The following is a 16684-nucleotide window of genomic DNA, read 5'->3' as shown; positions in this document are numbered from 1 at the left end:
AACTGGATCTTTTTGGTGATGCCCCTACCCTCGTTCCGAAGGCTACAGGCAAGCCATTCGAATTGAACGATCGGCAGCGCGAAGCGGTTGAGCACGTTCACGGCCCCATGCTGGTGGTGGCCGGTGCGGGCACTGGTAAGACCACGGTGCTTACCCAGCGCATTGCTCGCCTGATTCGGGAGGGCCACTGCCGGGCTGATGAGATTCTGGCGGTGACTTACACCGACAATGCGGCCGCTGAACTCCTGCAACGAGTCACGAAAGAGCTTGGAGTGGGTCGCACCAAGGATTTGAAAGCAACAACTTTTCATGGTTTCTGCTATGGCATCCTCCAGCGTCGCGGCAAAGCGTTCCGCGTCATAGAGCCGCAAGACCTTTGGGTGTACCTGCGACGACGCCTTCCCGATCTCAAGCTGAAGTACTACACGCGAGCTGCCAGCCCTGCCCAGTTTTTAGATTCGCTGCTGGATTTCTTCGATAACTGCCACGATGAGCTGAAAACAGCCGACGATTATGAAAGCTACCTCGCCGCTCTGGAGCTGGGCAAGCATCCGCTGCCACGTGTGACTCGGTCCAAGGACGCAGACAAGCTCACCCCCGTCGAAGTGCTGGCACGTTGCCGCGAGATCGCCTGTGCCTTTCGCACGGTGGAGACCATGCTCGAGCGCGATGGCCTGGGCACCTTTGGGCACATGCTTCTGCGCGCCATGCAACTGTTGCGGGCGGAGCCGAAAGCATTGGCTGCGGAGCGCGCCGGTACCCGCTTCATCCTGATTGACGAATTTCAGGACTCCAACATCGCCCAGATTGAGTTGGCTCAAACCCTTGCCGGCGACGAGGGGAACATTTTCGCGGTGGGTGACCCCGATCAGGCGATATACAGGTTCCGGGGAGCGTCAAGTGCCGCGTTCGAAGAATTCGCCTCACGTTTTCCGCAGACAAAGTCCGTGACTTTGGACCGTAACCAACGCTCTACATCTGCCATTCTCAATTGTTCTTATGCTGTGATTGGAAACAACCCTCCTGCCGTGTGCCGGCTGGGAAAATCGGGGCAACAATTTGACCGGCAGCCGCTTACTTCCGATCGCGATCGTCGCACGCGCGCAGAAGGCAAGCCCGTACAACCAGAGTTAGTAGAGTTGGTAATGGTTGCGGGCAGCGAAGATGAAGCTGCCGACGTCGGCAGCGAGATCGAGAGACGATTGCGGCAACATGGTTCGGCATCCTCCCAGACGCCGCGGATTGCAGTCCTCTATCGTCAGCATAACCACCGCACTGCTCTCGTGCGCGAGCTGGCGGCTCGTGGCATTCCCTTCCGAGTGGAAGGGCTGAACGCGCTGGAGACTGCTGAGGTACGTGATCTGCTGGCCTGCCTGCGCAGCCTCCACGCGCCACCGGACAATGCCAGCCTGTTTCGAGTAGCCGCACTGCCCATCTTCAAAATCAACGCCGCCGAGTTTCGGGAGGACTTGCGTGCCGCTGGGCGGCAACCAGATATTGCATCTGTCCTGGCTCAAACCCCAGCGACTGCGGCTGTATTGAAAATGGTGGAGAACGCCCGCATTGAGGCCGCGGCTGCGAACTGGCAGATGGCCGCGCTGGTCGAGATTGTGATCAAACGTTTCGGGTTGGATCGCGCCGCACCCCCGGTGGTCGCTTTTCGGGAGTTCGTAAGAAAGTGGGCCCAGAAAGCGATCACCATCGCCGGCGACCTCAAGGAATTTTTGGAGTACATGGAGTACTTCCCACAGGCAGGCGGATCAATCGCATTCGATCAATCGATCACTTCCGATCCTGCTGACACAGTTTCACTGATGACGGTCCACGCGGCCAAAGGGCTGGAGTTTGATCACGTGTTCGTGGTCCGCGCCAATGCTAATTCCTTTCCCACCAACTACAAAGAAAAGCTTTTTGAGATGCCGCAGGCGATGCGTGATCCACGATGTCTTGCTCCCGGGGATGGTCCCGAGCTACACAAGCAGGAAGAGCGCCGGCTATTCTACGTGGCAATGACTCGTGCTCGTGATTCTCTGGCCATCTGCGGGCGGGTGAAAGGAAAGAATCCCAAGCCCAGCGGTTTCGTTCGGGAGCTGACCGAAAGCCATGTCGCGCATCCCGGTTGGCGCGAGCGTCCGGCCGATGCCAAGATTGAGTTGGCTGCCGCCGCGGAAGCGAATCCTGCTTCCGGGCTGGGGGCTTGGCTCCTCCTTCCAGCTACCCCTCGTGCTCTGGGTGGATCGTTGAGCGCGACCGCGATTGAGACTTACCAACTCTGCCCTCTCAAGTTCAAGATCCAGCGTGATTGGAACGTTCCCGGCGAGGTGGCCGCATCGCTGCAATTTGGCGCCGCCGTTCACCAGACGCTCCGCGATTTCTTCGACGCTATGCTGGCTGCTCGGCCGCGAACGCGTGAAGAGTTCCTGCGCATCTTCGGGCAAGTCATGGCGGATACGCCCTTCGACGATGAACACCAGCGCGAGCTCTATCTGCGCCAGGGTCGAGCGCAGTTGGAGCAATTTTTCGACGTCCAGGCGCAAGCGCCGCCGCCCGCGGTAATTTCCACCGAGAAAACCTTCGAGATTGAGGTTGAGGGAGTCCGAATCAGGGGTCGCATCGATCGCATGGATCGCGTCGAAGGCGACCGCGTCGCCATCATTGATTACAAGACCGGAGCAGCGAAAAACGAGATTGATGCGCGCACCAGCTTACAGCTTTCCATCTATGCCATTGCCGCGCGGGAGCACTGGAGAGTTTTTCCAGAGCGCCTGATCTTCTACAACCTGGAGACCAACGAGCAAGTGGTCGGAACCCGTGAGGAACGTGAACTGCGAACTGCCAAAGAGAAGATTCTCGATGCCGCGCGCAATATCGCTGCCGGCCATTTTGAAGCCACGCCGGGATTCCATTGCCGCTCCTGCGGCTACTATGCGATGTGTCCAGCCACTGAAGAGCGCCTGTATTCGGTTGGTAAAGTGAGCGCTGCATCCTTGAGCTAAAGAATTCTTGCCCATAAAAAACTTAGGGGACGCTTTCGCGTCCCCTTTATGCTTCGTAAGAAGCTTAGTGCTTCTTTTTCTTTTTCGCCTTCTTCTTTGCTGCCATTGATCTATTCTCCCTTCCATTCAACATGGAATTTGCAACGGTCGATTGTTGCAACTATCTGAATGTATAGAGTCAATAAAAAACGATGTCAAGAAAAAAATCACGTCAATTTGGTCGAGAGAAGAGGGTACCGAAGTTACCGACGTGAATAGAAGATAAAAAATGTCGTGCCGAAGTCAAAAATCAAAGTGGAATCACGATACTTTTTTTCCTGCGAGCATTGCTCGCGCCCGCATCGTAAGCGGGTGCAAAGCATCTTATAATGTATCGAGAGTTCGATTGCAGGAGTCAATTTATGCCGCTTGAAGAAACTGTCATCATCTCTGGAGTGCGAACTCCGGTCGGAAAATTTCAAGGTTCACTCTCCGATTTCACTGCCACTCAACTGGGCGCGATGGTGGTTCGCGAGGCCGTGAAGCGTGCCAAAGTTGATCCCGCACACGTGACTGAGTGCATCATGGGAAATGTCGTTTCAGCCGGATTGGGACAAAATCCCGCACGCCAGTCGGCATTATTCGGCGGACTTCCTCCAACTGTCGGCGCCATGACCATCAACAAGGTTTGCGGTTCCGGACTTAAAGCCGTGGCGCTGGCGGCGCAAGCCATCCAGACCGGCAATAGCGATATCGTCGTTGCCGGAGGCATGGAGTCCATGACCAATGCGCCTTACTTGCTGCCTCAGGCGCGCAAGGGATACCGGCTCGGCAATTCTCAAATTATAGATTCCATGATCAACGATGGTTTGTGGGACGTTTACAACAACTATCACATGGGCAACACCGGTGAGAACGTCGCCGAAAAGTACGGTGTGACCCGCGAAGAGCAGGACGAGTACGCACTGAATTCCCATCGCAAGGCGATCGCCGCCATCAAAGAGTGCCGCTTCAAATCGCAGATTTTCCCGGTCGAGATTCCTTCCAAGAAAAAGGGTGAGCCCCCAGTGCTTTTTGAAAAGGACGAGTCGCCGCGCGAAGATACCACCATCGAAGCGCTCCGCGCTTTAAAGCCTGCGTTCAAAAAGGACGGCACGGTCACCGCCGGCAATGCGCCGGGAGTGAATGACGGCGCCGCCGCACTGGTCGTCACCAGTTCTCAACGTGCGCGCGACCTGGGCGCCGCACCGATGGTCCGCATCGTCGCACAAACTACGAGCGGCGTTGATCCCAAATGGGTGATGATGGCGCCGGTGGATGCAATCCGCCAGATTTGGAAAAAGACCGGCTGGAAGAACGAAGACGTTGACCTTTACGAACTCAACGAAGCATTTTCAGTGCAATCGGTCGCCATCCTTCGCGAGCTCGAACTCGATCCCAACAAAGTGAATGTCAATGGAGGCGCTGTCGCCTTGGGACATCCTATCGGAGCAAGTGGGGCGCGGGTGTTGGTCACGCTAATTTATGAGCTGATCCGCCGCAATGCCCATAAAGGGATTGCCGCGCTCTGCCTGGGTGGCGGAAATGCGGTCGCGATGGCGGTGGAGCGCTAAGCCTAGGCATTCCTTCCTTGTCATTCCAAGCGGGCTGCAGCGCGCGAGGAATCTAAATTCACCCCCCAGGCACTCTTCTACCCGCTGTGACCATCTGTAACGCGCTGCTCAACCGCGTCAATCGCCCAAGCGCTGCTGCCCGGAGACCGACCCAGTTGCTCTCGCTCACATTCTCACCGTGACCGCAGTCACTGCCTGGTTGTGTCTTATTTGATATTCCTGACCATTCCCATGCTCTTCAAGACCCTCAGCGCGGCGGTTTATGGCATTGATGCGAGCGTGGTCGAGGTCGAAGTTGACGTTTCCGGCATTAAGACACTCAAAGATCAGTTTGTGACCGTCGGTCTTCCGGATGCCGCGGTGCGCGAGAGTCACGAGCGGGTTCGCTCTGCGCTCAAGAACTGCGGATACGATATTCCGCCCACCAACATCATCATCAATCTTGCTCCCGCCGATATAAAAAAAGAGGGCTCGGGATTCGATCTCCCAATGGCGCTCGGCATCCTCGGCGCCTATGGCGGCTTGACCCGCAAAGAAATTCCAGATTATGTCTTCGTCGGTGAGCTGTCCCTGGACGGTGGAATCCGCGGCGTGCGCGGCGCCTTGCCTATTGCTATCGCAGCTCGCAGCCGGAAAATTCCCGGTCTTATCGTTCCCGAAATCAACGCCCGGGAGGCGGCGGTGGTCTCGGGGGTGGGCGTCTATCCGGTCCGCTCGTTCATGGATGTCGTCCACTTCCTCAACACCGGAAACGGCATCGCGCCGCTTCAGGTGAACTCCGAAGCGCTCTTGCAGGCCGCCCAGCAATTCACCGTGGACTTTAAAGATGCACGCGGGCAGCAGACAGCCAAGCGCGCGCTCGAGGTTGCCTCTGCGGGCGGGCACAACATCCTGATGATCGGTCCGCCCGGCTCCGGAAAGACCATGCTTGCCAAGCGCATTCCCACCATCATGCCGCCGCTGACCTTCGAAGAAGCTCTTGAAACCACCAAGATTCACAGCGTCGCTGGCGTGCTCGATCCTCGCTCGGGGCTGGTTGGAGTGCGGCCTTTCCGTTCTCCCCATCACACCATCTCTGACGCTGGTTTGATTGGCGGCGGCGTCATCCCGCGTCCGGGAGAAGTTTCACTCGCACATAATGGTGTGCTCTTTCTAGATGAGCTGCCGGAGTTCCCAAGGAATGTGCTCGAAGTTATGCGGCAGCCCTTAGAGGACGGAACGGTTTCGATTGCGCGGGCATCGATGTCACTGACTTTTCCAGCGCGGTTCATGCTGGCGGCAGCCATGAATCCATGTCCCTGCGGCTACTTTAACGACCGCACCCGCGAATGCCACTGCACGCCTCCCATCATCCAACGCTATATGTCCAAAATCTCCGGCCCGCTCTTGGACCGCATAGATATTCATATTGATGTGCCGGCTGTGAACTATAAGGAATTGCGTGCGGCCGCGACGCCCGAGGGCTCCTCTCAAATTCGCGAGCGGGTCACCAAAGCGCGGGAGATCCAGCTGCTCCGGTTTGCCGGAGCCAAAGAGAGGATCTACTGCAATGCCCAGATGGCCCCCCGGCAGATTCGGCAATACTGTGAACTTTCTTCCGACTGCGAGCGCCTTCTAGAACGCGCAATGACCCAGCAGGGACTGACTGCCCGCGCCCACGATCGCATCTTAAAGGTGGCGCGCACCGTTTCCGACCTTGAAAGCGGTAGCCCTATTCAACCCAAGCACATTGCCGAAGCCATCCAATACCGCACCCTGGATCGAACTTTCTGGGCTTAAACTCCTCTCCCGCCCGGCTATCTCTACCCTTAATGGGACTGCAGCCAGGGCGGCAGCCCTTCCCAACTTTCCACTGCTGTCAGGAAAATTGCTCTTGACCATCTCCGAGTGCCCCTGTATAGGGAAGGGTGACGCTTACCGCAGGAACCTTCGCCGTCAATAGTCCGGGACCGGGACTATAAGAATGAAGCAACGCGGCGTCACGCTCCTGCATCTATATAAGAGTCGAATTCGCTTCTCCAATAACCCCAGCCTGTACATAGACTTAAGGACACTTGAGTAGGGTGGCGACTGCATTGCCCGGGGTCTGTCAAAAGCGGTGAAGGGCTGTACTAATAAAAAATTTCTAAAGATAAGGGAACGGACGATGCGCTCAGACTTGGTTTTTGAAGCTTTACATACACTTAGAAATCGGTATATGCTCTGCCAGCTTGCATCCAAGACGACCCGGCGTTTTCACAAGCCAAATACCCGAATCCAAGAAACAATGAATGAGGTCCTTAACCGGATCGCAAGCTCGGAGCGGGAAGCTGTGCTGACCGAGCCGGAAGCTGCCGAGGCGCAGCGGCGGGCTGCCTAACCTAGTCCCGCTGCTCGCTTCTCGAGCGGCCCACCGTCTCCTCCATACCCTCCTTTGAAAAATCTCCTGTAGGTGACCATGACCATAGCTGAATTAAAAGAGAAAAACATAACTGAACTTACCCGCATCGCCCGCACGCTCGATTTGCCTGGCGCAAGCGGTCTGCGCAAGCAGGACCTGATATTCAAGATCCTGCAGGCCCAAAGCGAAAAGGAAGGGCACATTTTTGCCGAAGGCGTACTGGAAATTCTGCCTGACGGCTACGGCTTTCTGAGATCGCCGGACTACAACTACCTGCCCGGTCCCGACGATATTTACGTCTCGCCTTCGCAGATTCGTAAATTCGACCTCAAAACTGGAGACACCATCAGCGGCCAGGTACGTCCTCCGCATGAGGGCGAAAAGTACTTCGCCCTGGTGAAGATTGAAGCGGTTAACTTCGAGTCCCCGGAAGAGGCGCGCAACAAGATCCTGTTTGACAACCTGACGCCGCTGTATCCACAGGAGCGCCTCAAACTCGAAACTGTTCGAGAGAACATCAGCGCGCGGGTCATGGACCTGCTCACGCCTCTCGGCAAGGGCCAGCGCGGACTGATCGTTTCGCCGCCGCGTACCGGCAAGACCATGCTGTTGCAGAATGTCGCCAACTCCATTACCACCAATCACCCCGAGGTCGTGCTGATCGTGCTGCTGATCGATGAGCGGCCGGAAGAAGTCACCGACATGCAGCGTTCGGTGAAGGGCGAGGTCATCTCTTCGACTTTCGATGAGCCCGCTGCGCGGCACGTTCAGGTAGCCGAGATGGTGATCGAAAAGGCCAAGCGCCTGGTGGAGCACAAGCGCGACGTGGTTATCTTGCTGGATTCCATTACCCGTCTGGCGCGCGCCTACAACACCATCGTGCCGCCCTCGGGCAAAGTGCTCTCGGGCGGCGTGGATTCGAACGCGCTGCAACGTCCAAAGCGCTTTTTCGGCGCAGCCCGCAACATTGAGGAAGGCGGCTCGCTGACCATCATCGCCACGGCGCTCGTGGACACCGGTTCACGCATGGATGACGTGATCTTTGAAGAATTCAAAGGCACCGGCAACTGCGAAATCATTCTGGAGCGCAAGCTGGTAGATAAGCGCGTGTTCCCGGCCATCGATATCCAGCGCTCGGGCACGCGAAAAGAAGAGCTGCTCATTCCTAAGGAAGACCTGGCGCGCATCTGGGTACTGCGCAAGGTGCTGAACCCGCTATCACCCGTCGAAGCCATGGAACTGCTGATTGATAAGCTCAGCAAGACTCGCTCGAACGGCGAGTTCCTGGCGAATATGAGCTCGCTCTAGATTTCTCGGAATTGGCTACTGGTTCGATGCTTCCGGCAGGCGATCCATAACATAGACGCGGGCAGGATTTCCCGCTTGGACGCCGTTCTTCTCGAACGACGCTTTGATTCGTCTCCGCAGCTCTCGGCTCACCGCGTATTGTCGGCCGGGGCGGGTTCTCACCAGCATCAGGTAGTCAACTTCGCCGTTGGAAACGCGCTCTATACCCGGGACTTCCGGTTGGGCAACAATGTCATCCCGGAAGTTGGGGTCATTTCGCAACTCTTCCCCCACCTCTTGTAGCAATTTGAGCACCCGCTCGCTATTTTCGGTATAAGCCACAGAGATGTGCAGGGCGACCTGCGCCCAATCCCGCGTCAGGTTAGAAACAATGTGGATCTCGCTATTGGGGACCACGTGGAGCGTGCCATCGTCATCGCGGAGATTGGTGCGCCGCATGGTCATCTCTTCCACCTTGCCATGCACTCCGGCGATTCGCACCACGTCGCCTACGCTGTACTGGTTCTCTAAGACAATAAAGAATCCGTTGATGACGTCTTTTACCAGGGTTTGGGCGCCGAATCCGAGAGCCAGACCAGCAATGCCGGCGCTCGCCAATAGGGGGCCCATGTTGATGCCCAGCACTGGCAGAATTTGCATCAGCGCCAGGAAACTGATGACGAATGTGCCAACGCTATTGATCACTCCAGCCGCAGTACGCAATTGTTCGGCCCGCACCGCCCCTGAGAGATCGTGCTTCTGGCTGAATTGCACTAGCCTGCGGGTGACCAGCCTGAGCAGCCGAATCAATGTCCCGGCCACCACCACGACCACTACGATTTTCGGAACGTCAACGCGCAAGAACTGCAGCGCATCCCCGCGCCAATCGCGGAGCACATCTCGCAGCGTGGTCAGCTCGTGGGTTGCTGGCAGCATTGGATCTAAAGTGTCCGGGCCGGATTATAACAACTAGGCGAGATGCTCATCCGAGGTGACGCGTCTTGCAGCATGGTAGATTTATTTCCAGTGAGGTGATGTTGTGTTCGCCAAAGTTTGTTGTCGAGTCGTCGTATTATTTCTTGTCATCGGTATTCATTATGGTGCAGCGCAGATAGCTCTGCCGGAGCACCAGCCGGTGCCGCCTGAGCAGCAGCGCACCCGCGTTCCGGGCGAGGAAGCTCCTGATCTGGACCAAAACCAGCAGCAACAAGAAAGAGAACGCCAAAAGAAGTTTAATGCTCAACGTCACGAATCGTTGAAGCGCGACACCGATCGCCTTTTGCAACTGGCCACCGAACTCAAGCAGGCCGTGGACAAGTCCAACGAGCACACCCTCTCGGTGGACGTAGTCAACAAGGCCGCCGAGATTGAAAAGCTGGCCAAGAATGTACGAAACAAAATGAAAGGCTCGTAGTCACGACGACCTGATCTGCTCATGCGAATTACTCTTTATCTGCTGGCGATTTGTATCCTCCTGGTCGCAACTGCCGCCGCTCAGGAAAGTCCCTATTTTGTGACATACGACCATCATCTCGAAGAGGCTGGCAACCTCGAAATTGGGATTTCCAGCACAACTGGTGTGCCGCGCACAGGAGAGCGGGCCTTTTTCGCGCCTTATTTGGAGTTGGAATATGGCGCTAAGGGGTGGTGGACCACGGAGTTCTATCTGGAAGGCCAATCCACACGCGGCGACAGCACGATTTTCACCGGATGGCGGTGGGAAAACCGCTTTCGCCCTCTGGCCAGAGAGCATCCAATAAATCCGGTGCTTTATGTGGAGTATGAAAACGTTAACGAGGCCACCCGAATCCAGAAAGAGATCGTGGGCAACGCACCACCGGTGGGGGTGCCCAATTCCGAGCTGCAGCAGGAGCACGCCCATGAAGTGGAGGCCAAGCTGATTCTCTCCAGTAATATTCGCGACTGGAATGTGTCGGAGAACTTTATCGTCGAGAAAAATCTCTCTGGCAATGAGCCCTTTGAGTTCGGCTATTCGTTGGGTGTGTCCCGTCCGCTAGCCACCATGGTCTCAGGTAAGCCCTGCCGCTTATGCCGTGAAAACTTTGCCGCAGGAGTCGAACTCTACGGTGGGCTGGGAAGCAGTAAGGGGTTTGGTTTGCACCAGACGGCGCATTATTTTGCGCCGGGCATATCCTGGCAGCTCAGCGATAATTCCTGGCTACGTTTATCTCCTGGCATCGGGTTCACTGGAGACAGCAATCCACTGCTGCTGCGCTTCGGCTACACTTACGAGATTCGCGGTTTTGGCAATAAAGTGAAATCCCTGTTTCGGAAAAAACCATGAACTTTAAGACAGCTCGCATTATGGCAGTAAATTTATTCTTAATTCTCGCCCTGCCCCTACTGATCTCCGCTCAGGAGAGCCAACACCAACCTGATCCTACTTGGCAGGCTCCGGCCGAGGAAGCAGCCAAAACCAACCCTCTCCCTGACAAGACCGAAGCCGCCGCTGGCGGTCGCAAGCTTTTTCTGCGGGATTGCGCAAATTGCCACGGCCAGGATGCCCACGGTACGGAGGACACTGAAGCTCCCGATCTCCATTTGCCGGCGGTACAGAAGCAGAGTGACGGGGCGCTGTTCTGGAAAATCTCCAACGGCAACGTGAAGCGTGGGATGCCCGCTTTCAGCCGCACGCCGGAAGCATCCCGCTGGCAGATCGTCTCCTATCTCCGGACTTTAAAGGCTGGTTCGGACAGCACCAACTCCGAGCAGCCCGAATCGCGAAAGCCCGAATCGCAAAAGAACGATCCCAAAAAATGATTCTGCGAGCGTAAAAGGAAGAAGTCGTCGCCGGCATCCTCGCAGGCGAAACTACGCTCTTTACTGCGGCGCGAACACTTCTCCCAGGCAGGAGAGAACCGTGCTCATGCTTTTCCTTTTATGGTGCCGCGTTGTGATCGGGTGGTCCGAAGAGTGCTGGAGCAGATTGCGGCCCTTCAGTATCTACCGGTGGACGTAGCTTAGTTTTCCTTCAGTCTGCTGCTACTCGCTCTTCAACCCTTGCAGACGACTGGATCCTCATCCCGTAAAAGGATCGATGAACAAAGAATACTGAGATAGCGAAGAAGCACGCCGCCAGTAACCGGCTGAGTCCCGGGCCGGCATCAAGCGTGAGCTTCACTGCGAGTTCCACCGCCAGCAAACCAAACAGCGTGGTGAACTTAATCACCGGATTCATCGCCACCGATGAAGTATCTTTAAATGGGTCGCCCACGGTATCGCCAATTACGGTCGCGGCGTGCAATTCCGTGCCCTTCTGCTGCAGCTCCACTTCTACGATCTTTTTGGCGTTGTCCCATGCTCCGCCGGCGTTGGCCATGAAGATTGCCTGATAAAGACCAAAGATCGCAATCGAGATCAGATACCCGATGAAGTAGAAGGGCTCAACAAACGCGAATGCCAAGGTGCCGAAGAATACTGCCAGGAAGATAATGAACATCCCCTTTTGCGCATACTGGGTACAGATTTGCACCACCTTCTTGCTGTCCGCGACCGAAGCCTTCTCCACGCCTTCCAATTTGATGTTGGCCTTGATAAACTCCACCGCCCGATACGCGCCCGTGGTTACGGCTTGGGTAGACGCCCCGGTAAACCAGTAGATCATTGCGCCACCGGTAATCAGGCCCAGCACAAACGGCGCGTGCAGCAGCGACAGCATGCCTACATTGTTGGTAAGGCCCTGCGTAAGTGCCATGATAATGGAAAAAATCATGGTCGTTGCGCCCACCACTGCGGTGCCAATCAGCACCGGCTTGGCAGTCGCCTTAAAAGTATTTCCGGCCCCGTCGTTCGCCTCCAACAGGTGCTTGGCACGCTCAAAGTTCACCGGCATGTTGAAGTCTCTGCGGATTTCCTGCGCCACACCCGGAATCTGTTCGATCAGCGACAACTCGAAAACGGACTGTGCATTGTCCGTAACCGGTCCATAGGAATCCACCGCGATGGTGACCGGACCCATGCCCAGAAATCCGAACGCCACCAGTCCGAAGGCAAACACCGGCGCAGCCAGCATGATCGCGGCCAGTCCGTGTAAAGAGATAATGTACGAAACCCCCATCAGGGCCACCATGGTCAATCCCAACCAGTACGCTGAAAAGTTACCTGCGACAAAACCAGAGAGGATACCCAGCGACGCGCCGCCCTCCCTCGCCGACGTAACGACTTCTCTGACGTGTCTGGATTCCGTCGAAGTGAACACCTTAACCAGTTCCGGGATGACCGCACCCGCCAGCGTGCCGCACGAAATGATTGACGACAGCTTCCACCACAGCGTCGGATCACCACCCAGGTTGGGAATGATCAAGTAGGAAATCAAATACGTCAGTGCAATCGAAAGCAGGGAAGTGAGCCATACCAGAGAGGTGAGCGGCGCCTCAAAATTCATCTCATCAACATTGCCGTATCGCGCCTTCGCGACCGCGCCGTTGATGAAATATGCGCCCGCGCTGGAGACGAGCATCATAATGCGCATCACGAATAGCCACACCAAAAGTTGCACCTGGATCGCCGGCTCCTTCACCCCCAGGAGAATAAAAGTAATTAGAGCTACACCGGTGACGCCGTAAGTCTCAAAACCATCTGCGCTCGGGCCGACTGAATCGCCGGCGTTGTCGCCGGTGCAGTCAGCAATCACGCCGGGATTCCGCGCGTCGTCCTCCTTGATACGAAACACAATTTTCATCAGGTCAGAGCCAATATCCGCAATCTTGGTGAAGATGCCGCCGGCAATTCTCAGCGCCGCCGCGCCCAGCGACTCGCCAATAGCAAATCCAATAAAGCACGGTCCCGCGTAATCACCCGGAACAAACAGCAAAATGAAGAGCATGATCAGCAGCTCCACGCTGACGAGCATCATGCCGATGCTCATGCCCGCCCGCAGCGGTATCTGCGAAATCGGCCACGGCTTACCCGCCAGTCCCGCAAATGCGGTGCGCGAGTTGGCGAAAGTGTTCACCCGGATGCCAAACCAGGCCACCCCATAGCTGCCGGCGATTCCCACCAGGCTGAACGCCAGAATGATGGCGACGCGCACTGCCTCGTACTTCAACAAAACTCCAAAATAAAGGACGATGATGACCGCGATGAATGTTTCCAGGATGAGGATGAACTTGCCTTGCGTAATCAGGTAGGTTTTGCAGGTCTCGTAGATCAGTTCTGAAATCTCGCGCATCGCGCGATGGACGGGCAGGTTCTTCAGATTCACGTACATCGCCAGTCCAAAGAGTAGACCCAAGACGCAGAACCCAATCCCGATCAGCAGCAGATTGTGCCCATTCATTCCCAGGAAGGAAACCTGCGACAGGTCGGGCAACCTTAGGTTGGCCTCGCCACCCGCCTCAGGTTGGGCCATGCAGCCTGCAGCACTGAGAGCCACCAGGCCGAACACTGCTATGGAAGTTATCGCGAAACGGCGCACCTCGGACGCTATACATCCAAGCCATGCGGGCATAGAAATCCTCCACTCACGAACGCTTATCAGGGATAACCACGTGTTTAGGCACTTCCTTCCAGCACGAGCTTGCCCCAGACAACTACATGCGGCGCTGGGGGAGGGCCCGCCGGAATCCGAACACGCTTCCACTTCCAGACAGGATTGAGCTTGGCCGCGTCGGAGCAGCTGTTGCCGGTTGCGCACATGAAGGAAGTTCTTGTCCGCAGCCCAGAACAGGCAGTAAAGCACCCTTTTATAACACGCTGGAAAGAAGGGGGTCAATTCGTGGCGCCGAGAACTGTCCACTGGTCACTGGCCGCGGGGCACTGTTATGATATTTTTGCAAGCGCGCATCACCACACTCCTCAGTAGCTCAATGGCAGAGCATCCGGCTGTTAACCGGAGGGTTGTAGGTTCGAGTCCTACCTGAGGAGCCAATTCTTTTGTGCGGCTTGCCGCAAATCCGCAAAAAGAGCTCGGGTCAAATAAGGTTCAAGAAAGTTTACTGACGGGTTGCGGGGGTGTGTTTCCAAGCCTCTTCGCGACGGGCAGCCTCTTCCGGATCGAGCTGCGCCTCGGCCTGCTGCTTCACGAATTCCACCAGACGCTCTCCAAGAGCTACGTCCCCCTCCCCGGAGGCACCGAGATTGGGTACTCGGCCACTGGCATTACGGGATGGCGTCACCCGGATTGGCTGGGAAGCATCCGATTTGTGTCTACGCCGGCACGAGGCATGTCTTTCGACACCGCCTATGCTCGCTTCGGGGAGATTTACGCAAACACCAGCAGCGCGCCAGGAGAGTTTACCGGCGCAGTTGTGAGCACTCACACGCCACTTTACGATTTCCTCTTCCGCGAGCAGAACTATAACCAGGGGCGTTGGCTCACACCCGATCCGGCGGGAATGGCCGCGGTGGACGCGACCAATCCGCAGAGCTGGAAGCGATACTCCTATGTTATGAATGATCCTTTAGCATTGGTGGATCCGCTCGGGCTCAGATGGAACTTAGTTTGTCGGGACGTGGGTGACGGAGGAACACAGTGTGTTGAAGTGTGGGAACCAGACCCACCAGTGACCTCGGACCGGCCCGATCGGGGTGGTGATCCGGGTGGGACGGGAGGTGGGCATGGTTCAAAGGAGGCCGCAAACAACTGTATGATGCCATCCAAAGTTCAAAGTGCTGTGATCCCAGTCGCGGCGACGGCCGCTAAGTTTTGGAAGAAAACTGTCTTGTGGGGCCTTGGAGGATCCGGTGGGGCTGGGTTCGGCAAGGGGTTTGGAATGTACGGAAGCGTGTCCGTACAGATAGCTGTCAGCCCAAATGGGAATGCGGCCTACGTAATTACATTTGCTGCCCCAGCGAGTGTCACTGGTGCCGGGACCTACATGTGGCTCACGCCATCAACCAAAGGTGGCGGAATCGTAGGAGGGGCGCAGTTCGGTTTCTCGAATGCAACCGATCCCTCACAATTGAAAGGGCCAGGAATAGATGCTTCCGGTAGTCTTGCCGCAGGTTTGGGAATCGGCGCCGACCTTTCCGTTTCACTAGGGGGCAACTTTCCGTCTACGTTCAACGTCACGCTTGGTTTTGGTGCCGGAGGTCACGGGTCGGCAGGAGCCAAAACCAACACAGTCGTCCTGCCAATTTGTCACAATTGACGGTACCGTGAGGGAATCTATGAGGTTGTCTGCATCACCATTCGTTGTGCAAGTGTGGATGCCAATAATGTTCATTCTTGGGGTCTACTTGTTCTTCCACGGCATGCCCCCTGAACACTGGCTGATAGGCTTGCCACTGTTGTTGATCCCAGTTTTCATGTGTACGCTTGCAGAAGTCCAGGATCAGGGTCATCGCATACAGGTCAAAAGACTGTGGCACTCAATCGATCTAGCCAAGGAAGACGTCGCAGCCATTTCTCAGTCTTTCGTAGAGGGAATTGGCGTGCTACGGCTTCGCCGATTCGTGCCTCCCTGGGGCCGGGTATACTTTGTTACCGATTGGTCGAAATTGGGAGTCGCAAGCCCAGGGAGTGAAACAGACGGTACCGACAGCAAGTCTTCACGCTACTCTTTTGCTCTTGGGATGCTTGAGTCGCTTGTTGTTGCCATTTCCGGCTTTGTTGCAGCGCGAGCCATCACAGCCAGTGTTCACGATTTCAGACTTCAAACATCTGCCTTGCGGATTGGTGCCGTCACTCTCGCCGTTGCACTATGCGTGTTGTTCGCTGTGGCGAGAGCAAGAAGACCAAGTTTTGCGAATGTTGTCCTGTTTGTGGCTACTTTCATAGGTGGGGTCGCTCTCAGGTGATTTCAACCGATTCGTCACGACCCTTTCATAGCCGCAACAACGGGAAGTCAATTCGCAGAGACGCCGATGCGCGTGCTTCACATGAATAATTACTACCTAGGGTGGGTACCTGCTAGGTAGTACCCACGCTGTGGGCAGTAGGGTTAATTTTCGAAGATGTATGGCCTGATCACCGCGTCGGCAGCGTTCCAGTTCTCCACGCAGCCTACTCCCCGCTTGGAGGATTGTTCTCGCCCGGGACCCAAAGTCCCAAGAGCCAGCCGTGCGGAGATCGCGAGACTAGCCAATGGCCCTCTGTATAGCGGTATTCGGGAAGGAGAACTAGGAGCGAATTTACGGCAACTGCGATAGTTTTTCTCATCGCCCTTACTTGCGGTCCTAGTGGGTACGGTTCTGCATTTCTGGGTTTTGATTCGCCTTGACAGGAAGGAATACCTGTAGAGTATTTTGGTCCGTGGGGATGGTTCGCCACCTACGCACAGTATGGGCGGCTCGCTCGCGTGCACTCGTGGCGGACGTGGCCGCTGTATGCTGTTTATTCTTCGTACGTCGGCTTGTTAGTAGCGGGGCTCATATTGGCGCTTAGTCCGTGCCTTTTAGACACCGTACTTGAGGTGGCGCGATGAGGTCCGCACACATTCCAGCCGATATTTTGCTTTGGGCCTTTT

General features: G+C 56.1%; 10 protein-coding genes and 1 tRNA gene. 9 read left to right on the top strand and 2 right to left on the bottom strand.

The annotated features are described in order from the left end of the window. Positions 1 to 62: 62 nt before the first annotated feature. The 4 genes from VFA76_08965 to rho all read left to right on the top strand — a co-directional run bounded on the left by VFA76_08965 (position 63) and on the right by rho (position 8276). Complete coding sequence (locus VFA76_08965; protein ID HZR31967.1) at positions 63 to 2996, top strand: ATP-dependent DNA helicase; 2934 nt, start codon at positions 63 to 65, stop codon at positions 2994 to 2996. Positions 2997 to 3397: 401 nt separating this feature from the next. Continuing rightward, positions 3398 to 4588 carry an acetyl-CoA C-acetyltransferase gene (locus tag VFA76_08960; protein ID HZR31966.1) on the top strand — a complete coding sequence of 397 codons (1191 nt, stop codon included), beginning with the start codon at positions 3398 to 3400 and terminating at the stop codon, positions 4586 to 4588. A 231-nt stretch (positions 4589 to 4819) separates the two neighbouring features. Further along, the gene (locus VFA76_08955) at positions 4820 to 6367 is read left to right on the top strand and encodes a YifB family Mg chelatase-like AAA ATPase (protein HZR31965.1); all 1548 of its coding nucleotides are present in this window, start codon (positions 4820 to 4822) and stop codon (positions 6365 to 6367) included. A 658-nt stretch (positions 6368 to 7025) separates the two neighbouring features. Then, positions 7026 to 8276 (top strand): transcription termination factor Rho, encoded by a 1251-nt coding sequence (rho, locus tag VFA76_08950; GenBank protein ID HZR31964.1) that lies wholly within the window; start codon positions 7026 to 7028, stop codon positions 8274 to 8276. A gap of 15 nt (positions 8277 to 8291) precedes the next feature. Here the strand turns inward: rho and VFA76_08945 are convergent, their stop codons facing one another. Continuing rightward, positions 8292 to 9191, bottom strand: coding sequence for a mechanosensitive ion channel family protein (locus VFA76_08945; GenBank protein ID HZR31963.1), 900 nt, complete (start codon positions 9189 to 9191; stop codon positions 8292 to 8294). Between the two features lie 103 nt (positions 9192 to 9294). Between VFA76_08945 and VFA76_08940 the strand changes: the two genes are divergently transcribed. Genes VFA76_08940 through VFA76_08930 form a run of 3 tightly spaced genes read left to right on the top strand, consistent with a single transcriptional unit; the run spans position 9295 to position 11036 of the window. Next, positions 9295 to 9669 carry a hypothetical protein gene (locus VFA76_08940; protein HZR31962.1) on the top strand — a complete coding sequence of 125 codons (375 nt, stop codon included), beginning with the start codon at positions 9295 to 9297 and terminating at the stop codon, positions 9667 to 9669. A 21-nt stretch (positions 9670 to 9690) separates the two neighbouring features. Beyond that, the gene (locus VFA76_08935; protein HZR31961.1) at positions 9691 to 10560 is read left to right on the top strand and encodes a hypothetical protein; all 870 of its coding nucleotides are present in this window, start codon (positions 9691 to 9693) and stop codon (positions 10558 to 10560) included. After that, positions 10557 to 11036 carry a c-type cytochrome gene (locus tag VFA76_08930; GenBank protein ID HZR31960.1) on the top strand — a complete coding sequence of 160 codons (480 nt, stop codon included), beginning with the start codon at positions 10557 to 10559 and terminating at the stop codon, positions 11034 to 11036. Before VFA76_08935 ends, VFA76_08930 begins: the two co-directional genes overlap by 4 nt. Before the next feature lie 211 nt (positions 11037 to 11247). Here the strand turns inward: VFA76_08930 and VFA76_08925 are convergent, their stop codons facing one another. Further along, positions 11248 to 13725, bottom strand: a complete 2478-nt coding sequence (locus VFA76_08925) for a sodium-translocating pyrophosphatase (protein HZR31959.1) — start codon at positions 13723 to 13725, stop codon at positions 11248 to 11250. A gap of 344 nt (positions 13726 to 14069) precedes the next feature. On the opposite strand from VFA76_08925, the gene VFA76_08920 reads away from it, so the two are divergent. After that, positions 14070 to 14144, top strand: a tRNA-Asn gene (locus tag VFA76_08920). Positions 14145 to 14230: 86 nt separating this feature from the next. Beyond that, a complete protein-coding gene (locus tag VFA76_08915) occupies positions 14231 to 15367 on the top strand; it encodes an RHS repeat-associated core domain-containing protein (protein ID HZR31958.1) in 1137 nt (378 codons plus the stop codon). Positions 15368 to 16684 lie beyond the last annotated feature (1317 nt).

The organism is Terriglobales bacterium (assembly GCA_035651655.1).
Lineage (GTDB): Bacteria > Acidobacteriota > Terriglobia > Terriglobales > Acidobacteriaceae > DASRFG01.
The sequence above is the reverse complement of the archived record's forward strand: the minus strand, read 5'-3'. Positions and strand labels throughout refer to the sequence as shown.